The sequence below is a fragment of the Streptomyces sp. NPDC033221 genome, assembly GCF_055577005.1.
On the sequence record NZ_JBVIQN010000007.1, the window covers coordinates 301,578 to 324,436 of the forward strand.

Sequence of the window (22,859 nt, forward strand, 5' to 3'; positions counted from 1 at the left end):
AGGAGAACGACCCGTGGCCCGACCAAGCACACCCGACCACGGCCCGGAAGCCGGGCCGGAGCCCGAGGGCTGGTGGGTGTTCCGCGGTCCCGCACCCCTGCCGGCGGCGCCCCCGTGGCGGTACTTCGCGGCCGCCCGCAGGCGGGCCGAGACGCCCGCGCCGTATCTGATGGACCGCAACGAGGTGTCCGTCGTCAACGCCGCCCTGCACCTGCACCGCCCGCTGCTGGTCACCGGTCGCCCGGGCACCGGCAAGAGCTCGCTGGCCCGCGCCGTCGCCGCCGAGCTGGGGCTCGGTGACGTCCTGCGCTGGTCCGTCAACTCCCGCTCCACGCTCGCCGACGCGCTCTACCGCTACGACGCGGTGGGCCGGCTGCGCGAGGCGTCGTTGCGCCGGGAGCGCGAGGCGGCCCGTACGGCGCCGCGGCGGCTCAAGGACCACCGCGGCTCCTTCACCACGGACATCGGCCACTACCTGCGCCTGGGCCCGCTCGGTACGGCGCTGGCGGCCACCGAACGCCCCCGGGTGCTGCTCGTCGACGAGCTGGACAAGTCCGACATCGACCTGCCCAACGACCTGCTGGTGGTCCTGGAGGAGGGCGAGTTCGAGATCCCGGAGCTGGCGCGCCTGTCCGAGCAGCACCAGGACGTGCATGTGCTCACCGACGGCAGCCGGGACCGGGTCCGGGTGCACCGCGGCGTCGTCTCCTGCGCGCACTTCCCGGTCGTGGTGATGACCAGCAACGGCGAACGGGAGTTCCCGCCCGCCTTCCTGCGCCGCTGCGTCCGCCTGGACCTGCCCGATCCGACGCCCGAGCGGCTGCGCCAGATCGTCGCCCACAACCTGGGGCCGCAGGCGCTCACCGAGGCCGAGGACCTCATCGACGGCTTCCTCCAGCGCTCCAAGACCGAGACGCTCGCCACCGATCAGCTGCTGGCCGCCGTCCACCTGCGCATCACCGGCGCCGACCTGACCAAGGACGAGCTGCTCTCCGCGGTCATGCACCGCCTGGACGAACCCATGTCGCCATGATCGACCGGCTGCGGCAGATCCTCGCGGGCCAGGGGTACGACCTCGGTGCGAGCGAACTGCTGGACGTTTTATGGCTGGCCCGCGCGGTGCGCGAGGGCGAGCGCCGTTCCGCCGTGCCCGGCGGGGCGCCCGACGAGGACACCGGGCCGGGCCCGGACGGCGGCCCGGCCGGGGGCACGGAACCGGCGGACACGCGCGAAGACGGGGCCGGCGGCGGCCCGGGGGAGGCGGGCGGCCCGGACGGTACGGACGATCCACGGGACGGCGAAAGGGCCGGAGGCCTGCCCGACGGCGCCGCCGCGTCCGTACTCCCCGCGCAGCGTTCCCTGTACGCGATGGGCAGCGAGGGCGGCAGCACGCTCAGCCGGCGGGCCCGGCCCGCTCGGGCGCCCGGCCGCCGCGCGCTCGCCCGACCCCAGCACCTCTCCCGGGCCCTGCGCCCACTGCGCCGGTCCGAGCCGCACCCCCACCGCTGTGTGCCCGACGTGGAGGCCACCGTCCGGCTCGCCGCGGAGACCGCGCTGTTCGACGTCGTCTCCCGGCCCGACCGGGAACACCGCTGGTCCGCCGTCCTGCTGGTGGACGAGGCGCCCTCGATGCAGGTGTGGGGCCAGCTCGCCGGTGAGCTGCGGGCGGTGCTGGACCGCGGCGGCATCTTCCGCAGCGTGCGCGTGTGCGCCTTCGACCCCCGGCGGATGGCCGCCCTGGGCCGGCTGCCGTGGGCCGCCGGGCCCACGCTGACCTTCGTCCTCACCGACGGTACGAGCCCCGGGTGGCGGACCCCGGACGCGGCGCGTGCCGTGCGCCGCTGGGGGCGGTACGGGCCGGTGGCGGTCCTGCACCCGCTGCCGCGGCGCCTGTGGCGGGGCACCGCCCTGGATGCCCAGCCCCGGCTGCTGACCTCCCCCGTGGAATTCGCCGGCCCGGACCGGACCACCGTGCTCGACCCGCTGACCGGCGAACCGGACCCCGAGGCCGAGGAGCCGGGCACGGTGGCGCTGCCCGTCGTCCCCCTGACGCCCGGCGGGCTCGGCCAGTGGGCCGCGCTGCTGACCCGCCCCGGCGTCCCGCACCTGATCGACACGGTGCTGCTGGGCGAGGACCCGGAGCAGGACCCGCCGCGGCCCGCGGGCTCGGCGGAGGACCTGGTCGCGCACTTCCGCGGCGCGTTCTCGCCCGAGTCGTACCGCCTGGCCGTACGGCTCTCCGCCATCAACCCGCTCACCGTGCCCCTGATGCAGCTGGTGCGGGCCGCCACGATGAGCGACGCCGGACCGACCCAGGTCGCCGAGATCCTCCTCGGCGGCCTGCTGGAACGTGCCGCGGCCCCGCACGGGGCGCGGGCCCTCGGCGCGTTCGGCGGGCCGCTGGGCACCGGCCCCGGGCAGCCGGTCTACGACTTCCGGCCCGGCGTGCGCGAACTCCTCTTCAGCGGCCTCGGCACCCAGCAGTCGCTGGCCGTCGTCGAGGCGGTCGGCCGCGCCCTGGAGCCGTACATGGGACGGCTGCCCGACTTCCCTGCCCTGGTCGCCGACGAGACGGGCGAGATGCGCCTCCAGGAGTCGGCGCAGGCGTTCGCGGTGCTGGCCAGTCCGGTGCTGGAGCGGCTGGGCGGCAGCGTGCTGCCGCGGGTGACGGACGCGGGGGCCGAGGGCGGACTCCCGGGCAGCCGTACCGGAACAGCCGTGGTGGACACCTCCGCCCACGCCGCCTTGGTGGCGGACCCCGTGGGGTCCCTGGCCGGAGACGCCCCGTCCGCCGAAGAACCCCCCGCCGATGAGCCGGACACATCGCCGGAGCCCGCCGCCGAACCGGCCCCGCCCGCAGCCGCCGGCCGCCCCGTGCCCGTCCTGCCCGTCGAGGAACTGCGCGAGCCGCTGCGCTTCACCGTGCTCGGACCGGTCGGCCTGTGGCGCGGCGACCAGCGCATCGAGGTCCCGTCCCGCATGGACCGGGCGCTGCTCGCGGCCCTCCTCCTGCGCCACGAAGGCGTCGCCTCCGAAGCCGAACTGCTCAACGCGCTCTGGGGCGGCGACCCGCCCCGCAGCGCCCGCTCGATGCTGGACCACAGCATCACGCGGCTGCGCAAAGCCCTCGGCGAGGACGAACACATCCTGGTCCGCGAGCGCGTCGGCTACGCCCTGCGCGGCGACGCCGGCACCGACATGGACCTGGACCTGGAACGCGCCGAGGGGTACGAGCGTGCCGCCCGCGCCGCCCGGGACGCGGGGGAGTGGGACCGCGCCCGCACGCTGCTGAAAGCGGCCCTCGCCCTGTGGCGCGGCGAGCCGCTGTCCGGGCTCCCCGGCCCGTACGCGCAGTCCGAGCGGCTGCGGCTGACCGAGTGGCGGCACACCCTGACCGAGGACCGCATCGAGTGCGACCTGTGGCTCGGGCGGTACGACGAGGCCCAGGCCGAACTGTCCGAACTGCTCGCCCGCACCCCCTCCCGCGCCCGCCTGCGGGAACTGCTGACGCTCGCGCGGAACCAGGGCTGGTCGGACCGGGACACCCCCGCCCCGCGGCCCCCGCGCGAGCCGCTGCGCATCACTGTGCTGGGCCCGGTGCGGATGCTGCGCGGCAGTGTGGATCTGGCGACCGGCTCACCGCAGCAGCGCGCGCTGCTCGCTGTGCTCGTCCTGCGCGCCGGGCGGGTCATTTCCGAGGCCGACCTGATCGACGCCCTGTGGGGCGACGACCCGCCGAACTCCGCGCACGCCGCCCTGCGTACGTACGCCTCCCGGCTGCGCAAGGCACTGGGGCCGGACGCGGACGTCCTCGTCGCCGAGAACGGCGGTTACGCGCTGCGCCGGACCGCCAGGACCGACCTGGACGTGGACCTGCGCCGGGCCGACGACCTGGTCACCGTGGCCCGCGGCGCCCGCGCCGCCCGGGACTGGGACAGCGCCAGGGACCTGCTGGACGCGGCCGTCGCCCTGTGGCGGGGCGGCCAGCCCCTGGCGGGCCTGCCGGGGCCGTATCTGCGCGCCGAGTCCCGGCGGCTGGCCGACCGGCGCCGCACCCTGGTCGAGGACCGCACCGAGATGGAACTGCGCCTGGGCCGGCACGCCGCCGCCGAGGAAGCGCTGACCTGGCTGCTCTACCTGGACCCGGCCCGCGAACGCACCCGCGAACTCCTCGCGCGCGCCCTCGCCCACGACGAACCGGTCTCCCCGGGGCTGCGCAGCCTCCTGCGGGCCGGCCGGTACGGGCCCCGGCAGGACCGCGCGAGCGGCAGCCGGGCGGCCGAACTGGGGCAGCTGGCGGACCACCTGACGCGGCAGCGGCCGACGGGACGCAACGCCTGCGTCATCTCCGGGGGCGCGGGCGTCGGCAAGACGAGCCTGGCGGCGCGGGTGGCCGACGCGGTGCAGGACCGGTTCCCGGACGGGCGGCTGTACGCGATCATGCCGGCCGAGGGCGAACCGGAAGCCGCGGTACCGCAACTGGCCGGTGTGCTGCTGCGCCAGCTCGGCTACCGCGACGAGGAGATCCCCGCCGAGGCCGGGGAGCGGGTGACGTTCTACCGGGCGGCGGCCGGTGCCCTGCGCCTGGTCGTCGTCCTGGACGAGGTGCGCGACGTCGGGCCCGTACTGCCCCTGCTCCCGGACGCCGCGGGCGCCGCCCTGGTCATCGGCCGCGACCGGCCGCCGGCCGGCCTGAGCGGCGTCCTGTCCCTGCACCTGGAGAGCCTGAGCCTGACCGACGCGCTCGAAATCCTCGCGCTGCGGGTCGGCGAGGAACGGGTCGCGGCCCGCCGCGCGGTGGCCCGCGCGGCGCTGGAGGCGTGCGGCTGTTCGGAGGCCGCGGTCGAGGCGGTGGCCGCGGAGCTGATGGTGGACGGCCCGGCGGACCGTACGGCGGCCGAAGCCATGATCCACAGCACCGCGCTGCGCCTCACCCACGACCTCGCCCCGCCGGCCCTCGCCGCCTTCCGGCTGCTGGCGCTGCCGCACTGCCCCGACCTGCCGGCCGACGCCGTGGCCGCCCTGACCGGCACCGACCCCGCCACCGCCCGGACGCACCTGGACACCCTGGTGCGGACCGGACTGCTGAAGACCGCAGCCGCCGGCCGCTACCGGCACCGCGAGGCGCTCGCCACCTTCGCCTACGACGAACTGACCCGGTACACCGCACCGGAGGACCGCACCGCCGCGCTGTCCCGGCTCCTCGACTGGTACCTGGTCACCGCCCACCGGGCGTACGGCCTCGACGCGCCCGGCGCCCTGCTCCTGGAGCGGAGCGCCCCGCCCGCGGCCCCCGTCAAGGCCCGCCCGCTCGCGGACCGCGCGGCGGCGTCGGACTGGTGGGCCGCGGAGGGATCCGGCGCGCTGTCCATCGTCCAGCAGACGGTGGGGCTGCCGTCCGGGGCGCACACCGCCCGGTGCGCCGACACGCTGCTCCTCCTCGAACCCCTGCTGGGGAGGGGGCATCTGACGGACCGGTACGAACAGGCCGCCCTCGCCGTGACCGGACGGGCCGTCGCGGGGCGTGACAAGCGCGCGGAGGCGCGGGCCCGGCTGGCCCGTGCCCGTGCCTGCCTGACGGCCGACCGGTTCAGCGAAGCGGACGAGGAGGCCCGCCGTGCGTACCGGCTGGGGCTCGACGCGGAAGACCCGGTGACCAGCGGCCGTGCGCCGCTGGTGCGCGGCGCCGCCGCGGTCGGGCTGCGCGGGCCCGACGCCGGGCAGCACTTCACCCTGGCCATGAGCCACTGCCAGGTGCAGGGGGACCGGCTGGGCGAGGCCGCCGTACTGGTGGAGCGCTCCCGGCTGAGCGTCCGCGACCGGGAGGCGGCGCGGGGCGTCGGGCTCGCCCGGCATGGCGTGGAGATCTACCGCGCCATGGGCCAGGGGCACCGTCTCGGCACGGGGCTGTACTTCCTCGCCGTCGCCCTGGCCGAAGCGGGCCGCCACGAGGAAGCGCTGGCCGCCCTCCAGGAGGCAGCACCCCTTTTCCGCGAGGCCGGGCAGCGGCTCTGGATGGGCCTGACCCAGCTCCGGACCGCCGAGTCCTCCCTGGCCGTCAACTGGCCGGACGGCGCCGTACAAGCGGCGGAGGAAGCGGTACGCCTGCTCGCGGAGGCGGGCGGCGACCGGCGGATGGCCGACGGGCTGAGTCTGCTGGCCCACGCACTGGACGCCCTGGGCCAGGAGAAGCGGGCCCAGGAGCGTTGGCGCGAAGCGCTCGCCCTGTACGAGACGCTCAACGCGACCGGCTCGGCGGGACCGACGCTGCGGCCGCCCCTGGAGCCTGGCGGGGCGTGAGAGCCCTACGCGGCGAACGCCCCGAGTACCGCCGCCAGCTCCGCCGGCGCGTCCTCCTGTACGAGATGCCCGGCGCCCTCGAAGAGGTGCAGGCGGGCGCCGGGGATCGCCGACACGAGGCCGTGCGCCCAGGTGACGGGCAGCCAGGTGTCCTGCGCGCCCCAGCACACCAGCGTGGGCACCGTGATTTCGCCGTAGCGGCCGTCGAGGTCGGCGGTGGTGTGCAGACCGTTCTGCTCGATCTGGCGGTAGAAGGCGGGCTGCCCCTCCTCCGTGCACCACGGTGCCACCAGCCGTTCCAGTACGGCCGGGTGCAGGCCGGGGTGGCTCGCCGAGGAGATGTACTCGGTCACCAGGGCCCGGTGCAGGCTGGCCGGCAGCTGGGCGAAGACATCGCTGTGGCTGCCGAGCAGGCGGTACGTGGCGGAGCCCCAGCCGGTGAGGGCGACCGCGTCGACGAGCGCGAGGCGCCCGTAGCGCGCGCCGTGTACGAGGTGGGCCCGTAGCGCCACGTAACCGCCGAAGTCGTGGGCGACGACGGTGGGTTCCCGGTCGGCGAGTCCCCAGTGGGCGAGCAGCTCGGTGAAGACCTCGGCCTGGTGGGGCAGGGATACGTCCTGGCCCGCGGATTTCTCGGAGGCGCCGTAGCCCGGCAGGTCCCAGGCGTACACCCGGAAGCGGGCGGACAGTGCCCGTGCGACGCCCCGCCAGACGTACGAGGAGAACGGTGTCCCGTGCAGGAGGACCAGAGGCGGCGCCCCCTCCTCGCCGAGTGCGGTCCAGCGCACTTCACCGGCGGTACTGCGGTACGTACGGTCCAAACGCCACTCTGTCATGACCGTAAGCGTAGTAACTCCTTACAAGGGTGTCGAGGGGTGCCGCGAGGGCCGGTGGGTGCCCGTGGGGCGACGGCTCCGGCGCGCGCTCGGCCGGGGGAGTGGAGCCGAGCCCCTACGCGCCCGCCATGCGCCCCCGCGCCTGCTCGTAGAATCGTGCGCACCATGGTTTACCTCGACCACGCCGCCACCACTCCGATGCTTCCGGAGGCGGTGCAGGCGATGACCGCCCAGCTGACCGTCACCGGCAACGCGTCCTCGTTGCACGCCGCCGGCCGGCGTGCCCGGCGCACCGTCGAGGAGGCGCGGGAATCCCTCGCCTCCGCGCTCGGCGCGCGCCCCAGTGAGGTGGTCTTCACCGCGGGCGGCACCGAAGCCGACAACCTCGCGGTCAAGGGCCTGTACTGGGCCCGCCGGGACGCCGACCCGGCCCGTGTCCGCGTCCTGGCCAGCCCCGTCGAACACCACGCCGTCCTGGACGCCGTGGAGTGGCTCGCCGAGCACGAGGGCGCGCACGTCGAATGGCTGCCCGTCGACGCGTACGGACGGGTGCACGCCGACGCGCTCCGCACGGCGATCGCCCGCAACCCCGACGATGTCGCCCTCGCCACCGTGATGTGGGCCAACAACGAGATCGGCACGATCATGCCGGTCCGCGAACTGGCCGAGGCCGCGGCGGAATTCGACGTGCCGCTGCACTCCGACGCGGTCCAGGCGTTCGGACAGCTGGAGGTCGACTTCGCGGCCTCCGGGCTGGCCGCGATGACCGTCTCCGCGCACAAGATCGGCGGGCCGTACGGCGTCGGAGCGCTGCTGCTGCGGCGCGAGTACGCGCCCGTACCCGTCCTGCACGGCGGCGGCCAGGAACGGCAGGTGCGCTCCGGCACCCTGGACACCCCCGGCATCGCCGCGTTCGCCGCCGCCGCGCGGCACGCCGTCGCGCACCGCGAGGAATTCGCCCGCGACATCGGTGCCCTGCGCGACGACCTCGTCAAGGCGGTACGCGCCGCCGCCCCGGACGCCGTCCTCGGCGGCGACCCCGACCCGGCGGGCCGCCTCCCCGCCAACGCGCACTTCTCCTTCCCCGGCTGCGAGGGCGACTCCTTGCTCCTCCTCCTGGACGCCCAGGGCATCGCCTGCTCCACCGGCTCCGCCTGCACGGCGGGCGTCGCCCAGCCCAGCCACGTCCTGCTCGCCGCGGGCACGGACGCCGACCTGGCCCGCGGCACGCTGCGCTTTTCGCTGGGCCACACCACCACCGAGGCGGATGTGGCGGCGCTGGCGGAGGCGATCGGCCCGGTGGTGGAACGGGCGCGGAGCGCGGGACTGAGCTGACCAGGGGGAGACCTGCCGGTCGGAGCCGGTCCCCAGGGAAGACCTGCCGGTCAAAGCCGGCCCGGGGCCCTGCCCCTCAGAGCCAGTCGAGCAGGGCCTGGAGGAGCAGCCGCCAGGTCGGCTCGGCGCCGGTGCCGAAGGCCGCGGCGAGGGCGTACCCGATCGCGGCGTCCTCGCGCAGCGGCGGCGCCACGTCCGGATGCCAGTCGGCCCAGACGTGCCCGGTGCCGTCCGAGGAGAAGTCCGCGATCCGGCGGCCCTCCTTGACCAGTCGGCTCCCGTTGGGGGAGTCCGGCAGCAGCCGGTACACGGCGCCGCCGTAGATCACGCACACCCGGTGGGAGCGCCGGGTCAGCCGTCCCTTCGCGGGAGTGATGTGCGCGGGCCGGCCGTCGACGGACAGGTGGAGGTACGCGCCGTCGCGGGTGCCGATCGGTACGTGTCCGGCCGCCGGCGCGCCCGGCGCGCGTTGCAGCCCGGCCGTCGCCACCCGATCGCCCCGCACCGTGAGCAGGCCGGCTTCGGCGTCCAGGTCCAGCCGGACGCGGCCGAAGGTGCGGTCCTCGGCGAGGCCGGGCCCGGTGCTGGTGCCGGTGCTCCGGTGGGCCGGCCCGGTGGCCGGGGCTCTGTCGTACGCCATGAGTGGTCCGTTCCGCGAGGGGCGCCGCGCGGCGCCCGGGCGCCCCGGCGGCCCCGGATCACGCCCCCGGCGTGGGGGACGGCCGGCGCAGCTCGGCGCGCACCAGGTCCAGGTACAGCCGCCAGTTCCAGTGTGGCCCGGGATCGGTGTGGTCGGTGCCCGGTACCTCCACATGGCCCACGATGTGCTGCCGGTCGGCGGGGAAGCCGTAGCGCCGGCAGATCCCGGCGGTCAGCCGCGCGGATGATGCGTACATGGCAGGAGTGAAGGACGCCGGGCGGTCCACGAAGCCCTCGTGCTCGATGCCGATGCTGCGCTCGTTGTACGCGCGGTTGCCCGCGTGATACGCCACGTCCAGCTCCCGGACCGTCTGCGCCACCTGCCCGTCCTTGCGCACCACATAATGCGCCGCGGCGCCGTGCAGCGGGCTCTGGAAGACCCGCAGCGCGTCCGTGTAGCCACCCTGGACGACGTGGATGACGACCCGGTCCACGGTGAAATCGTCCGGGCGGTCGGCCTGCCGCCAGTTCGCCGAGGCGGCCGGGACCCAGCGTGCGCCGCCGTAGTCCACCGCGCCGTCCGTCCGCGGCTTCTTGCGGCCCGGCAGGCGCCACCACCAGCGCAGCAGATCGTCGTGCAGCGCGTACGCCGCACCGCCCGCCAGCACCGTCCCCGCGCCCCCGAGCAGCAGGGCCCGCCTGCTGAATCCCTGGCCGGCCGGCTGCCCGGTCTCCCCCGCGTCTCCCATGCGCTGCACAACGCTTGGAGGGCTGTCGGTGGTTCCGTCTACCCTGGAAGGGTTATGACGACTGACGCTCCCCGCCTCCGTGTGCTCGCCGCCATGTCCGGCGGTGTCGACTCCGCCGTCGCCGCCGCCCGTGCCGCCGAGGCCGGCCACGACGTGACCGGCGTGCACCTCGCGCTCTCCGAGAACCCGAAGTCCTTCCGTACCGGCGCCCGCGGCTGCTGCACGATCGAGGACTCGCACGACGCGCGCCGCGCCGCCGACGTCATCGGCATCCCGTTCTACGTGTGGGATCTCGCCGAACGCTTCCGCGAGGACGTCGTCGAGGACTTCTTCGCCGAGTACGAAGCCGGCCGGACCCCCAACCCCTGCCTGCGCTGCAACGAGAAGATCAAGTTCGCCGCGCTGCTGGACAAGGCGCTCGCCCTCGGCTTCGACGCGGTCTGCACCGGCCACTACGCCACGGTCGTGCAGCACCCGGACGGCAGCCGCGAGCTGCACCGCGCCTCCGACATGGCCAAGGACCAGTCGTACGTCCTCGGCGTGCTCGACGACAGGCAGCTCGCCCACGCCATGTTCCCGCTCGGCGACACCCTCACCACCAAGGCGGAGATCCGCGAGGAGGCCGCCCGGCGCGGCCTGTTCGTCGCCAAGAAGCCCGACAGCCACGACATCTGCTTCATCGCCGACGGCGACACCCAGGCGTTCCTGGCCAAGCGGCTCGGCACGGCCGAGGGCGACATCGTCGACGAGTCCGGCGCGAAGCTCGGCACCCACGAGGGCGCGTACGGCTTCACCATCGGCCAGCGCAAGGGCCTGCGCATCGGCACCCCGGCCCCCGACGGCAAGCCCCGCTACGTCCTGGACATCTCCCCGGTCGACAACACCGTCACCGTCGGCCCGGCCGAAGCCCTGGACGTGACGGCACTGACCGCCGTCCGCCCCCGCTGGTGCGGCGCCGCACCCTCCGGCCCCGGCACCTACACCGCCCAGCTGCGCGCCCACGGCGGCGAGACAGAGGTCACCGCCGACCTGATCGACGACACACTGCACGTCACCTTCACCGAGCCGGTCCGCGGCGTCGCCCCCGGCCAGGCCATCGTGCTGTACGACGGCACCCGGGTGGTCGGCTCGGCAACCATCGCGACGACGGACCGCGCCCGCGCGGCGGCGTGACCCGCGGGCGGGGGGCGGTGGGGCCGGGTGCGGACCTGCGCACCTTGGCCAGCCACCGCCTCGGCCTGGTCAATGACCGGAGTGCAATCCACCAGACATGCACCCGGCACACGGAGGAGGTCACGGCGGAGAATCCGCGAGGCACCCTTCATTATGGAACGGTGCCGCACATCCCAGACCATCCCGGCCGACTCCCCGCCCCATGGTGGGCGCCCGACGGCGGCCTGCACGGCCTGGAACGGGAACTGCACCGCGAACTGCCACCGGACCACCTGCTGTACGGTGCCCGGGTCCGCGCGGCGGCGCGGTGCGAAGCCTGCGACGACGTGCTGTTCAGCGTCTCCGACCGTTCCTTCCGCTGGGCGGTGGTACATCTGACCTGGAGCGGCCGCCGGGAACAATCTCCCTGGCCCCGGACGACACCACTGGCCGACCTCAACGTCCTGCTCACCCGTCACTCCGCTCACGACGGCGTCGGCGGCCCCAGCCTGTCGTAGGCAAGCTCGCACGGTAGGCGCGCGGCAGGCGGCGTTTGCATCATGAACTTCACCGTGGGCAGCAGTCCGGGCGATCGCGGCGAAGCTCCTCGTATCGCTGGGCGTAGACATCGACCGCCTCGCGAAGGGTGCAGCCGAACGATTCACGGATCGTCTTGATCGCGAGAATTGCCCGGTCCTCCAGAATGTCACGGTCCACGTTCTCGGGCAGCTGATTCATGGGTCCCCAGTCGAGTTCTTCGTCCGCTGTGCATTCAACATGATGTCGGCCGCTTGCCGGTTCCGGAATCCCACGCCAATTCACCGCGATGACCCAGACCGGTGAATGAACCCGGACGAACATCTCTCGGTCATCCATGACCGCGCCGGGACAGCTCTGGCCGCTTTGCACGCGGCATTCAGGTCCATGGACGGCGTCTGACGAGGGCGGCTGCCGGTGCGGCGAGGGCAGTGCCGAAGACGGTCCAGAACACGAACTTGCCGGTTGGCCCATTGACCGTTCGCCATTCCCCGTCATCGTGCAGGCAGAACGAGTCGGGCGGGAAGTACTGCACGATCGGGGTGCCGGTGCGATGGCACGGCGATGTCTCCGGAAACAGACCACCCAGCGCTCGCTGCGAGAGAAACCCGCCGACGATCACTGCCAGCCACCCGGCCGACAAGAACACGGCCAGCATCCAGGCAGGGACCTTCGCTCGTCGCCCCAGCAGCCAGACCCCGGCTGTCGGCACGACGAACACCATGAGCGGAACGGACAGTAAGAGCAGCGCTTTCACGATGCGATTACAGCACTGGCCGCCGACGGGACCCAGCCTGGCTCCCCTGCCCGAGGAACCCACCGTGTCAGCCGGGAGACCGGCCCCGGTTTGTGCAACGGCACCGCCACTGGGGCTCTTCGGACCCGGGTTGCTGGATGTGGCCCTGGAAAGTACTTTCTACCTGGAAAGTTACGTTGCGTGCGGGAGCGAGTGGATGGACGAGTACCGGGCGGGCATGGACGTGGTGGTTCGTCAGCGCCGGGTCGCGGCTGGGCGGGTCCGGCTGGGCCGGTGGTTTCCGGTGGTGGCCGCGGTGTCCTGGGCGCTTGCGGCCGGCAGCGCGTTCCCGGCGGCCGGTTACCGGCGCCTGGGTGTTCCGGACCTGCCGTACGGCCAGGTGGGCGGTCTGCTGTTCCTGGCGGTGATCGTGCTGTTCTCCGTGCGGTCCGGGATGAATCGGCGGGACGTGTTGCCGTTCGCGGTGTATCCGTCGTTGCGCCGGCGCTTCCCCGCGTTCGTCCTGGTGTGCCTGGGCGGTGTGGCGGTGGTGTTCGGGCTGGGCCGGCTGAGCGGGCCGTCGAGCGGTGCCGCATGGGCGGCCATCGTGGTCGCGGTGTTCGCGGGGTGCGTGATCGCGTTCCTGCTGACCTGGATGGCTGCGGGGATCCGCGGCGACATCCTGACGGGGAGCCGGCGCCGGTGACCGACGCACCCGGGGAGCTGGACCCGGTGATCCATCCGCTGCCGAAGCTGTCGATCTGTGCGCTGCTGGCCGCGGGCCCGCAGTGGGTGGAGTTCCGCGCGGTCCGGGAGGCGACGGGGCTGAGCGATTCGATGGTGTCGAAGCACAGCCGTGCCTTGGAGGACGCGGGCTACATCGACATCCGCAAGGGCGGGGTCGGGCGGCGTCCACGTACCTGGTTCCGTATGACCCCGCTGGGCCAGGCCCGTTACGGCGGGCACGTCGCGGCCCTGCAGCAGCTGCTCCGGCGTGCATCCGGCCAGGACACCGCCCCGGACGCCTGACTGCCGCGTACGGGAAAGCAGCGATCGTGCGGGGGCTGTGACGGCGTCCCCGATCCTTGCAGAGTGCTGCCGGGCACCTCGCATTTTTGAGGTGGCCCGGCAGCATCCGATCAATCAGCTACTTGCCCAGGCAGGGCCCCGAAGCGCTCACGTTCTGCGCGTCAGGGCCGCCGCAGCCGCGGGTGGTCAGGGTCGACGGGCCGGTTGCGTGCGGGGTGGAGCGGTCACGCCGACGCGGCGGGGAGAGCGCCGAGGAACTCGCGGACGTGGTGCAGCCACGTCGCGCGGTCGGTCTCGTTCAGGATGTGGGCCGCGCCGGGCAGTTCGATCAGCTTGGCGCCCGGGATGCCCGCCGCCAGCCGGTACGAGCTTTCCGGCAGCACCAGCCGGTCGCCGGTGGGTGCCATCACCAGGGTGGGCGCGGACAGGTTGGCCAGGTCTGAGCGGACGTCCACGCGGGACACCAGGTCGAAGTGGTCCAGCATGCCGGGGGGCATCCCGGCCAGGGTCTGGGCGACCGCGGTGTCGAGGTCGGTCGGTGAGATGTCCGCCAGGTCCGTCGGCGACAGGCACGAGAGGCAGGCGAGCCGGGCCACGTCATCCCACAGGCCCGCGCCCGCCAGGGACTTGATGAGCCGGGCGGCCAGGCCCAGGACGGGGTCCGCGACCGGGAAGCCGGCGGTGAGGACGAGTGCCCGGACCCGCTCGGGGTGCCGGGCGGCGACCCGGACGGCCACGGCGCTGCCGAGCGACTCCCCGAGCACGGCGAACGACTCCTGGCCCGCCGCGATGGCGGCGGCGACCAGCCGGTCGGCGAGGTCGTCCAGGTCCAGAGGTGCGGTGGCCACGGGGGAGCCGCCCGCCCCCGGGTAATGCGGGCCGACGAGGGTGTGGTCCTGGGCGAGGTCGTCGAGGACGAGGCCGAAGTTGCCCTGGATGCCGCCACCGGCGCCATGGGCGAGCAGGAGCGCGGGGCCGCTGCCCCGCACGAGGACATCGAGGTCGGGCAGGCGGAGCGAGGAATCGTTGATCATGTAGCCGACGCTAAGGTCTGACATCAGTGTCAGAGTCAAGTCGCACGTTGCGCAGGGGGAGACGCGAGCCGTATGCGGATGAAGGAAATGGTCCGGCGCACGGGAGTCCATGAGCGGCTGCTGCGCTACTACGAGCAGCAAGGACTGCTGGAACCGGAACGGCTGCCGAGCGGCTATCGCATCTATACCGAGTCGGACGTCGAGACGGTGCGCCGCATCCGCTGCCTGCTGGCAGCCGGCCTTCCGACCTCGCTGATCGCCCAGGTTCTGCCCTGCATCCGGGCGGACGACGGCCGTCTTGTGGCCACCTGCCCGAATCTGATCGCCCAGCTGCGGCAGGAGAGCGAGCGGATCGCCCGCTCCATCGAGGAGTTGCAGGCGTCCCGCGCGATGCTCGACACCATCGTTGCCGCGCCCCTGCAGCGCGCCGGGGCGCCGGAGTTGTCCCGGTCGGTCATGGCCGAGGCAAGGTGACGGCCGGAAGCCGGGTTCCGGCGGTCTGACTGAGGTTGACGGTGCGGTGGCCAGGCCGCGTCGCGCAGCGGGGTGAAGCCGATGGTGGCCACCCCGCTGCGCGATGCGAGCATGAGGTCCTGGACGGCTCGGACCACAAAGATCACTCGGATCGTGAACCACGAGCCGACGCTCAGAGCACCCCGCGCACCGACCGCCGGTAGCCGGACCGCCGCTCCTCGATGGCGGCCCAGCGGTCGCCGTAGACGTTCCGGGTGATCGCGGGCTCCGCCAGGAAGTCGTGCGGGAAGCCGAGCGGCACGGCGCTCACCTCGTCGAGCCGTCGCAGGGCGGCCGCGTCCAGCTCGACGTCCACGCTCGCCAGGTTGTCGGCGAGCTGGCTCTCCTTGGTGGCGGCGATGACCGGGATGATGTTGCCCGGTTGCTGCCGCAGCCAGGCCAGGGCCACCTGCGCCGGACTCCAGCCGCCCTGCTCGGCGACCTCCAGCACCGCCGAGATGGTCGCCTCCTCGGTGTCCGCCGTACGGCCGTCGTCGCCGACGACGTCCAGCCGGCCCCGCTCGCCGCGCCGGTACTTGCCGGTGAGCTTGCCCGCCGCCAGCGGGGCCCACGCCAGGACGGCCAGGTCGAAGGCGCGCGCCTGGGGGAGCAGTTCGCGCTCCGGCGTGCGCTCCAGCAGGCTGTAGCGCAGCTGCGAGCCCGCGAACGCGGTCCAGCCGCGCAGCTCGGCCAGGGTGTTCGCCTGGGCGATCTCCCAGGCGGGCCAGTCGGACACGCCGACGTAGAGCACCTTGCCCGTCCGTACGACGTCGTCCAGCGCCCGCATGGTCTCCTCGACGGGCGTGAAGTTGTCCCGCGCGTGCACCCAGAGGACGTCGAGGTGGTCGGTGCGCAGCCGGGCGAGGCTCTGCTCCACCGACCGCACCAGGTTCTTGCGGTGGCTGCCCGCCGAGTTCGGGTCGCCCTCGCGGGTCGCGCAGGTGTACTTGCTGGCGAGTACGAAGCGGTCCCGGCGGCCTTCGAGCAGCTTGCCGAGGATCTTTTCGGAGCTGCCGTCGGTGTAGTTGTCGGCGGTGTCGATGAAGTTGCCGCCCGCGTCGTCGTAGGCGTCGACGATCCGCGCGCTGGTGTCCTCGGGGGCGCCCCAGCCCCAGTCCGATCCGATGGTCATGGTGCCGAGGCTCAGCTCGCTCACCCGCAGACCGGTCCTGCCGAACAGTGTGTAACGCACGGAGAGTTCCCCTTCGGTGGTCGGGCCGTGTGCCTGATGCGTCAGACGCTAGGAGCTGGAGGGCACTCCAGCGCAAGCGCCCGGCCGGTCGGGTGCCCGGGTACTGACAAATGTCACGGAGATGTCCTTACAGCCGTTTCTGCCGGGGCGAGGGGCCCGGAAGCGAAGCTGAACGCATTACGACGGACGGCGCGGACAGCGACACGGAGGACTCCATGGACAGCCAGACCCCGCACGCCACGGCAGGCAGTACCGGCACCGGCGGAGAGCCCCGGCCCGGCGGGAAGCCACGGCCCGACGGGAAAGCCCGGCCCGGCGGGCAGCTGGAGGGCCCCCGGGCGCTGCTCCTGGACGCGGGCATCCCGATCGCCTCGTACTACGTCCTCACCGGCGCCTTCGGCATGAGCACCCTCGCCGCGCTGGGCTTGAGCGGCGCGCTGCCGGCCGCCCGCTCGCTGTGGAGCCTGGTCAGGGAGCGCCGCTTCAACGCCGTTGCCACGCTGATGACGGTGACCAACATCGTCGGCCTGCTGCTGAGTCTGGTGGCCGGCGACGAGCGGCTGATGATGGCCAAGGACAGCGCCGTGAGCAGCACCTTCGGCCTGGCGGTGCTGGTGTCCGCACTGATCGGGCGGCCGATGATGGCGCCGATGCTCAAGCCGTGGATCACCAAGGGCGACGCGGCCAGGAGCGCCGCGTGGGACCGGCTGACGGCGGAGTCGGCGTGGTTCCGGAGGGTGCAGCGCCGGCACTCGGCCGTGTGGGGTGTGGCGCTGCTGGGCGAGTGCGTGGCGCGGGTGATCGGGGCGTTCACGCTGCCGGTGGACACGATGGTGTGGCTGGGCACGGTGATGCTGATCGCGGCCATCGTCATCGCCATCGTGGTCAGCGGGGTGGTCGGTATCGACAAGATGGAGAAGAGGGTCGCGGCCGAGGCGGCGGCGTGGACGGAGGCCGGGTCGGCTGCGGGACCGGAGGCCGGGGCGGCGGCCACCGCCCCGGCCCCGGACGTCAGCGCAGCCCCGGCAGGGACCGCAGCTCGGTGATCCGCAGGACGCGCGCCAGCAGCAGGAAGAGCAGGGCCATGGTCGCCGCCCCGGCGGCCAGGGCCAGCGCCGTGGACCAGAAGGCGTCCCCGGTGGCATCGGCACAGGCGTGGGCCGCCGCCCAGCCGACCGCTCCGGCGGTCAGTGCGGCGCCGGTCAGCTTGCCGTACGTACGGCTCAGGCGGCGCCCGTCGAGCCGTCCCTCCAGCCGACGGCGCAGGAGGTACGCGCTGGTCAGCAGTCCGATGCCGTACGACACGGCGTACGCGGCGGCCATGCCGACGACCGCCCAGCGGGCCGGCAGCAGCAGGTGGCAGGCAGTGGCGAGCGCGATGTTCACGCCGGAGATCCAGGCGGCCATCAGGAACGGCGTACGCGTGTCCTCGAAGGCGTAGAAGCCGCGCAGCAGCAGGAACTGGGCAGAGAACGGGATCAGGCCCAGCCCCAGAGCCTGGAGCATCTGCCCCAGCGGCATGGCGGACTCCGCACTGGCGGCGCCGTGCGCGTACAGCAGCTGTGCGATCTCAGGGCCGAAGGCCACGAAGAAGACAGCGGACGGGACGATGACGGCGCCACTGATCCGCAGCGCGCGGGAGAGATCGTCCCGCAGGTCGTCCAAGCGCTGTTCGGCGACTGCCCGCGTCATCCGCGGCAGCAGCGCGGTGATCAGCGAGACGGTGACGACGGACTGCGGCAGGCCCCAGATGTTCTGCGCGTACGAGTACGAGGAGAAGCCGGCCCCGGCTGTGGGAAGTTCCTGGTCGGTGAGGGTCGCATAGTGCGCGACGATGGTCATCGAGACCAGGTTGACCAGCACGAACAGCAGCGTCCAGCGCGCCGCGTTGGCGCTCTTGCGCAGCCCGGTGCCGCGCCAGTCGAAGCGCGGCCGGAAGCGGAAGCCCGCCTCGCGCGCGTAGGGGATCAGCGCGAGCGCCTGGAGGGCGATGCCGATCGTGGTGCCCACCCCGAGCATCCGCACCTGCGCGTCGGTGATGTCCGTCACCGTCTCCGGGACGGTCAGCAGGCCGATGTACGCGCCGAACATGGCGACCAGGACGACGTTGTTGAGCACCGGCGTCCACATCATCGCGCCGAACTTCCCGCGCGCATTGAGTACTTGCCCCAGGATGCCGAACACCCCGTAGAAGAAGATCTGCGGCAGCAGGAAGCGGGCGAAGACGACGGTCAGCTCGTAGGCGGCGTGGTTCTCCGGCGTGTCCGTCGTGTAGAGGCTCACGATCTCGGGGGCGGCCCACACTGCGAGCAGCGTGCCGATGCCGAGGACGGTCAGGACGAGCGTGACGAGTCGCTGTTCGTGCGCCCGGCCGCCGTCCGGGTGCTCCACCCGGGCCCGTACGAGCTGCGGTACGAGCACGGCGTTGAGCGCGCCGCCGATCAGCAGTGTGTACAGGCTCATCGGCACCAGGTTGGCTGTGTTGTACGTGGTGGCCAGCAGCCCCGTGCCGAGGGCGCCGGCCTGGAGGACGCCTCTGATCAGGCCCGTGGCCCTGGAGACGACCGTACCGGCGGCCATCAGCAAGGAGGAACGGCGCAGACTCCCGCCGCCGTCCGTCCCCATGTCCCCCTCGCCGTCGGCCGTATGCGTTTTGTGCGCGCTTGGGCGCGTTCCCTCCACCATGACCGCAACCTAAACCCAGAGGATCACGCATCGCGACTTCCGCCCCGGTGGCCACGCGCTGCCCCCGGGCCCCTAGGCTCGGCGGCAGCGACGGGACGCCCTGGGCCGCCCGGCCGGAGTCCGGCGCCTCGCGGGGGCCGGGCCGCCGACGGCCCTTCGTCGGCCACGAAGGGAAGTACGGATATGTCGACAGTGCATGCCGGGGCCGGTACGGCCGGACGGAGCCCGGCGGGCTCACTGGAGTCGCTGCACAAGGAACTGGTGCGGCGCAATCCCGGGGAGCCCGAGTTCCACCAGGCCGCCCTCGAAGTGCTGCAGACCCTCGCCCCTGCGCTGGCGGCCCGTCCCGAGTACGCCGAGGCCAAGATCCTGGAACGGATCTGCGAGCCGGAGCGCCAGATCCTCTTCCGGGTGCCGTGGCAGGACGACTCCGGGGCCGTGCACATCAACCGCGGCTTCCGGGTGGAGTTCAACAGCGCGCTCGGTCCCTACAAGGGCGGGCTGCGCTTCCACCCGTCCGTCAACCTCGGCATCGTCAAGTTCCTCGGCTTCGAGCAGATCTTCAAGAACGCGCTGACCGGACTGAACATCGGCGGCGGCAAGGGCGGCAGCGACTTCGACCCGCGCGGCCGCTCCGACGCCGAGGTGATGCGTTTCTGCCAGTCCTTCATGACCGAGCTGCACCGGCACCTGGGCGAGCACACCGACGTACCGGCGGGCGACATCGGCGTCGGCGGCCGGGAGATCGGCTACCTCTTCGGCCAGTACCGGCGGATCACCAACCGCTGGGAGGCCGGGGTGCTGACCGGCAAGGGCCTCGACTGGGGCGGCTCCACGGCCCGCACGGAGGCCACCGGATACGGCAACGTGCTGTTCACCGCCGAGATGCTGCGGCAGCGCGGCGAGGACCTGGACGGCCAGCAGGTCGTGGTCTCCGGCTCGGGCAACGTCGCCCTCTACACGATCGAGAAGGCCCAGGCCCTCGGCGCGAACGTGCTCACCTGCTCCGACTCCGGCGGCTACGTGATCGACGAGAAGGGCGTCGACCTCGCCCTGCTCAAGCAGGTCAAGGAGGTCGAGCGGGGCCGCATCGAGGAGTACGCGGACCGGCGCGGCGCCTCCGCCCGGTACGTACCGGGCGGCCGGGTCTGGGACGTGGCATGCGAGGTCGCGCTGCCCTCCGCCACCCAGAACGAACTGGACGCCGACGCCGCCCGCATCCTGGTGCGCAACGGCGTCAAGGCCGTCTCCGAAGGCGCCAACATGCCCACGACGCCCGGCGCGGTGGCCCTCTTCCAGGAAGCGGGCGTGGCCTTCGGACCGGGCAAGGCGGCCAACGCGGGCGGCGTGGCCACCAGCGCGCTGGAGATGCGGCAGAACTCCGGCCGCGAATCCTGGAGCTTCGAGCGCACCGAGGGCGAGCTGGCGGCGATCATGCGCGGCATCCACGACATGTGTCACGAGACCGCCGAGCGCCACGGCCTGCCCGGTGACTACGTCACGGGCGCGAACATCGCGGGTTTCGAGCGGGTGGCGGACGCGATGCTGGCGCAGGGGCTGATCTGAGGGGCCGGCCCCCGGCGTCCCCGGTACCCACACCGCGCCCGGTCCCGGGCCGGTGTCAGTGCCGGCTCGTAGAGTGACCGGCATGAACATCTGTGTCTTCTGCTCCGCCGCCGACCTCGACGCCCGCTACACCACCCCCGCCCGCGAGTTCGCCCAGCTGATCGGCAAGGGCGGTCACGCCATGGTGTGGGGCGGCTCGGACAGCGGGCTGATGAAGGTCATGGCGGACGGCGTGGAGGCGGCGGGCGGCCGGCTCGTCGGCGTCTCGGTGGACTTCCTCGCGCACAAGGTGCGTCCCGGGGTGGACGACATGGTGGTCACCAAGGACCTCGCCGAGCGCAAGGCCGAGCTGGTGGCGCGCGCCGACGCGGTCGTCATCATGGTCGGCGGCACCGGCACGCTCGACGAGGCCACCGAGATCCTGGAGCTGAAGAAGCACGGCCTGCACACCAAGCCGGTGGTCCTGCTGAACACCGCCGGTTTCTACGACGGCCTGAAGGAGCAGTTCCAGCGCATGGAGGACGAGGGCTTCCTGCCGCTGCCGCTCACGGAGCTGGTGTTCTTCGCGGAGGACGGCGCCGGGGCGCTGGCGTACCTGGAGGAGCAGGCGGGCGTCCAGGGCTGAGGCGTGCGGGCGGGGGCGGGCCGCCGGGGACCGCCCCCGGGCCGGATGCGACCACCCCGGGCCGACGGCGGAATGAACTATTCCGCTCCGCGCGGACGCGCGCGCCCCGCCCCCGCGCCCCTCGTTAGGATCGGGCCCATGGGTACGCACTTGATCACGGGCGCAGGGTCGGGCATCGGAGCGGCGGTCGCGCGGCGGCTCGCCGACCGCGGCGAGGAACTCTGGCTGCTGGCGCGCGACGCCGGCCGCGCCAAGGAACTGGCCGAGCGGTTCCCCGGCGCCCGTACGGTGGTCGGCGACCTCGCCACCCCCGAGAAGCTGGACTGGGCCTTCGGCAAGCAGTCGCTCCCGGACCGTCTCGACTCCCTGCTGCACATCGCGGGCGTCGTCGAACTGGGCGCCGTCGGCGACCTCGGCCCCAAGGCCTGGCAGCGCACGCTCGCCGCCAACCTCGTCTCGCCCGCCGAACTGACCCGCCAGTTCCTCCCGCAGCTGCGGGTCGCCAAGGGCCACGTCGTCTTCGTCAACTCCGGCGCCGGCCTGCACGCCCACGCGCAGTGGGGTGCCTACGCGGCCAGCAAGCACGGCCTGAAGGCGCTGGCCGACTCCCTGCGGGCCGAGGAGCACGGCAACGGCGTACGGGTCACCTCCATCTACCCGGGCCGCACCGCCACCCCCATGCAGGAGAACGTCTTCCGCCAGGAGGGCCGCGAGTACGACGCCTCCCGGTGGATCGACCCGGAGTCGGTGGCCACCACCCTCCTCACGGCGCTCGACCTGCCGCGGGACGCGGAGATCAACGACCTGACGGTGCGCCCGGGGCGGTAAGGACACCGGCCCGCCCGGCGCCCTGCGGCTCCGGGCCGCATACCCTCGACGGGTGACCGAGAACAACACCCCCGCCCGCCTCGCCGGCAACACCGGCACCGGTACGGCCACCGGCATCGGCTCGATGCCCGGTGGCGACGCCCGCGAGGCCGCCAGGACCGTCACCGGCTCGCTGGAGACCTTGCCGTACCTGCCGGAGCTGCCCGCCCGTGGGCCCGGCGCCGACATGATCGGCCGTACCGCCGGGCTCCTCGTCGAGGTGTACGCGCACGTGGAGCCGAGCGGCTGGCGGATCAGCGACCGGCCCGGCCGGGACACCCGGCGCGCCCGTTCCTGGATGGGCGAGGATCTGGACGCGCTGGAGGAGTTCACCCAGGACTACGCGGGTGACCTGAAGGTTTCGGCGGTCGGCCCGTGGACGCTGGCCGCCGCGATGGAGCTGCGCAACGGCGAGGCGGCCCTCAGCGACCCCGGCGCCTGCCGGGACCTGACGGCGTCGCTGGCCGAGGGCCTGCGGGCGCACCTCGCGGACGTACGGCGGCGGGTGCCCGGCGCGCGTCCGGTGCTCCAGCTCGACGAGCCGTCGCTGACGGCCGTCCTCCAGGGGCGGATCAAGTCCGCGAGCGGCTACCGCACGCACCGCGCCGTGGACCGGGCCGTCGTCGAGGGCGCGCTGCGCGACCTGGTCGCCGTCGCCGGGGAAGCGGGCGCGCCGGTGGTGGTGCACTCCTGCGCCCCCGAGGTCCCGTTCGGCCTGCTGCGGCGCGCCGGGGTGACCGGCATTTCGTTCGACTTCGGACTGCTCACCGAGCGTGAGGAGGAAGCGATCGGCGAGGCGGTCGAGGGCGGTACGACGCTGCTGGCGGGCGTGGTGCCGGGCGTGGACGGCCCATTGTCAGACCCTGCCGGTAGCGTCATGGGTGTCAGGACGCTGTGGCGCAGGCTGGGGCTGGCGCCGGGGACTCTCGCGGAGTCCGTGGTGGTCACTCCGTCGTGCGGGCTGGCGGGCGCTTCGCCCGCATATGCCCGTGCGGTGCTCGCCCACTGCGTCCGGGCGGCGAGATCGCTCGCAGACAACCCTGAGTGACGGCACTCAAGGACCA

Annotated in this window: 21 protein-coding genes; 13 read left to right on the top strand and 8 right to left on the bottom strand. The window is 73.4% G+C overall.

Annotation, left to right across the window (positions count from 1 at the left end):
- Positions 1-13 precede the first annotated feature (13 nt).
- Both ACZ53K_RS12205 and ACZ53K_RS12210 read left to right on the top strand, forming a co-directional pair.
- Positions 14-1,033, top strand: a complete 1,020-nt coding sequence (locus ACZ53K_RS12205; RefSeq protein WP_468834444.1) for an AAA family ATPase — start codon at positions 14-16, stop codon at positions 1,031-1,033.
- Positions 1,030-6,300 carry an SAV_2336 N-terminal domain-related protein gene (locus tag ACZ53K_RS12210; RefSeq protein ID WP_468834446.1) on the top strand — a complete coding sequence of 1,757 codons (5,271 nt, stop codon included), beginning with the start codon at positions 1,030-1,032 and terminating at the stop codon, positions 6,298-6,300. Before ACZ53K_RS12205 ends, ACZ53K_RS12210 begins: the two co-directional genes overlap by 4 nt.
- A 5-nt stretch (positions 6,301-6,305) precedes the next feature.
- Here the strand turns inward: ACZ53K_RS12210 and ACZ53K_RS12215 are convergent, their stop codons facing one another.
- On the bottom strand, positions 6,306-7,136 hold the full coding sequence (locus ACZ53K_RS12215; RefSeq protein WP_468834448.1) for an alpha/beta fold hydrolase: 831 nt from the start codon (positions 7,134-7,136) through the stop codon (positions 6,306-6,308).
- A gap of 165 nt (positions 7,137-7,301) precedes the next feature.
- Here ACZ53K_RS12215 and ACZ53K_RS12220 point away from each other — a divergent pair, with 165 nt between their 5' ends.
- Positions 7,302-8,471: a cysteine desulfurase family protein gene (locus ACZ53K_RS12220; RefSeq protein ID WP_468834450.1), complete on the top strand. Its 1,170-nt coding sequence runs from the start codon at positions 7,302-7,304 to the stop codon at positions 8,469-8,471.
- A gap of 76 nt (positions 8,472-8,547) precedes the next feature.
- On the opposite strand, the gene ACZ53K_RS12225 is transcribed toward ACZ53K_RS12220, so the two are convergent.
- Both ACZ53K_RS12225 and ACZ53K_RS12230 read right to left on the bottom strand, forming a co-directional pair.
- Positions 8,548-9,111, bottom strand: coding sequence for a hypothetical protein (locus ACZ53K_RS12225; protein ID WP_468834452.1), 564 nt, complete (start codon positions 9,109-9,111; stop codon positions 8,548-8,550).
- Positions 9,112-9,169: 58 nt separating this feature from the next.
- Positions 9,170-9,859: an N-acetylmuramoyl-L-alanine amidase gene (locus tag ACZ53K_RS12230; RefSeq protein WP_468834454.1), complete on the bottom strand. Its 690-nt coding sequence runs from the start codon at positions 9,857-9,859 to the stop codon at positions 9,170-9,172.
- Between the two features lie 54 nt (positions 9,860-9,913).
- Here ACZ53K_RS12230 and mnmA point away from each other — a divergent pair, with 54 nt between their 5' ends.
- Together mnmA and ACZ53K_RS12240 are read left to right on the top strand one after the other, a co-directional pair.
- Positions 9,914-11,032, top strand: coding sequence for a tRNA 2-thiouridine(34) synthase MnmA (gene mnmA, locus ACZ53K_RS12235; RefSeq protein ID WP_468834455.1), 1,119 nt, complete (start codon positions 9,914-9,916; stop codon positions 11,030-11,032).
- Between the two features lie 161 nt (positions 11,033-11,193).
- Positions 11,194-11,529: a hypothetical protein gene (locus ACZ53K_RS12240; protein WP_468834456.1), complete on the top strand. Its 336-nt coding sequence runs from the start codon at positions 11,194-11,196 to the stop codon at positions 11,527-11,529.
- Positions 11,530-11,578: 49 nt separating this feature from the next.
- Here ACZ53K_RS12240 and ACZ53K_RS12245 read toward each other — a convergent pair whose 3' ends face one another.
- Both ACZ53K_RS12245 and ACZ53K_RS12250 read right to left on the bottom strand, forming a co-directional pair.
- Positions 11,579-11,749 carry a hypothetical protein gene (locus ACZ53K_RS12245; RefSeq protein WP_468834458.1) on the bottom strand — a complete coding sequence of 57 codons (171 nt, stop codon included), beginning with the start codon at positions 11,747-11,749 and terminating at the stop codon, positions 11,579-11,581.
- Positions 11,750-11,927: 178 nt separating this feature from the next.
- Entirely contained in the window at positions 11,928-12,305 is a 378-nt protein-coding gene (locus tag ACZ53K_RS12250; protein WP_468834460.1) for a hypothetical protein, read from the bottom strand.
- Between the two features lie 130 nt (positions 12,306-12,435).
- On the opposite strand from ACZ53K_RS12250, the gene ACZ53K_RS12255 reads away from it, so the two are divergent.
- Together ACZ53K_RS12255 and ACZ53K_RS12260 are read left to right on the top strand one after the other, a co-directional pair.
- Positions 12,436-12,990: a hypothetical protein gene (locus tag ACZ53K_RS12255; protein WP_468834461.1), complete on the top strand. Its 555-nt coding sequence runs from the start codon at positions 12,436-12,438 to the stop codon at positions 12,988-12,990.
- Entirely contained in the window at positions 12,987-13,313 is a 327-nt protein-coding gene (locus ACZ53K_RS12260; protein WP_468834463.1) for a transcriptional regulator, read from the top strand. The genes ACZ53K_RS12255 and ACZ53K_RS12260 overlap by 4 nt, the downstream gene beginning before the upstream one ends.
- A 224-nt stretch (positions 13,314-13,537) precedes the next feature.
- On the opposite strand, the gene ACZ53K_RS12265 is transcribed toward ACZ53K_RS12260, so the two are convergent.
- A complete protein-coding gene (locus tag ACZ53K_RS12265) occupies positions 13,538-14,371 on the bottom strand; it encodes an alpha/beta fold hydrolase (protein ID WP_468834465.1) in 834 nt (277 codons plus the stop codon).
- A gap of 48 nt (positions 14,372-14,419) precedes the next feature.
- Between ACZ53K_RS12265 and ACZ53K_RS12270 the strand changes: the two genes are divergently transcribed.
- Positions 14,420-14,821: a MerR family transcriptional regulator gene (locus tag ACZ53K_RS12270; protein ID WP_468834467.1), complete on the top strand. Its 402-nt coding sequence runs from the start codon at positions 14,420-14,422 to the stop codon at positions 14,819-14,821.
- Between the two features lie 172 nt (positions 14,822-14,993).
- Here the strand turns inward: ACZ53K_RS12270 and ACZ53K_RS12275 are convergent, their stop codons facing one another.
- Complete coding sequence (locus ACZ53K_RS12275) at positions 14,994-16,052, bottom strand: aldo/keto reductase (RefSeq protein ID WP_468834468.1); 1,059 nt, start codon at positions 16,050-16,052, stop codon at positions 14,994-14,996.
- Positions 16,053-16,267: 215 nt separating this feature from the next.
- Between ACZ53K_RS12275 and ACZ53K_RS12280 the strand changes: the two genes are divergently transcribed.
- Positions 16,268-17,098, top strand: coding sequence for a VC0807 family protein (locus ACZ53K_RS12280; protein WP_468834470.1), 831 nt, complete (start codon positions 16,268-16,270; stop codon positions 17,096-17,098).
- On the opposite strand, the gene murJ is transcribed toward ACZ53K_RS12280, so the two are convergent.
- Entirely contained in the window at positions 17,064-18,737 is a 1,674-nt protein-coding gene (gene murJ / locus ACZ53K_RS12285) for a murein biosynthesis integral membrane protein MurJ (RefSeq protein ID WP_468834473.1), read from the bottom strand. The two genes, ACZ53K_RS12280 and murJ, sit on opposite strands and share 35 nt — an antisense overlap.
- Before the next feature lie 183 nt (positions 18,738-18,920).
- Here murJ and gdhA point away from each other — a divergent pair, with 183 nt between their 5' ends.
- From gdhA to ACZ53K_RS12305, 4 genes are all read left to right on the top strand, one after another.
- Entirely contained in the window at positions 18,921-20,303 is a 1,383-nt protein-coding gene (gene gdhA / locus ACZ53K_RS12290) for an NADP-specific glutamate dehydrogenase (protein ID WP_468834474.1), read from the top strand.
- Positions 20,304-20,385: 82 nt separating this feature from the next.
- Positions 20,386-20,928, top strand: a complete 543-nt coding sequence (locus tag ACZ53K_RS12295) for an LOG family protein (RefSeq protein ID WP_468834477.1) — start codon at positions 20,386-20,388, stop codon at positions 20,926-20,928.
- A gap of 138 nt (positions 20,929-21,066) precedes the next feature.
- Entirely contained in the window at positions 21,067-21,756 is a 690-nt protein-coding gene (locus ACZ53K_RS12300) for an SDR family oxidoreductase (protein ID WP_468834480.1), read from the top strand.
- A 124-nt stretch (positions 21,757-21,880) separates the two neighbouring features.
- On the top strand, positions 21,881-22,843 hold the full coding sequence (locus tag ACZ53K_RS12305; RefSeq protein WP_468834559.1) for a methionine synthase: 963 nt from the start codon (positions 21,881-21,883) through the stop codon (positions 22,841-22,843).
- Positions 22,844-22,859 lie beyond the last annotated feature (16 nt).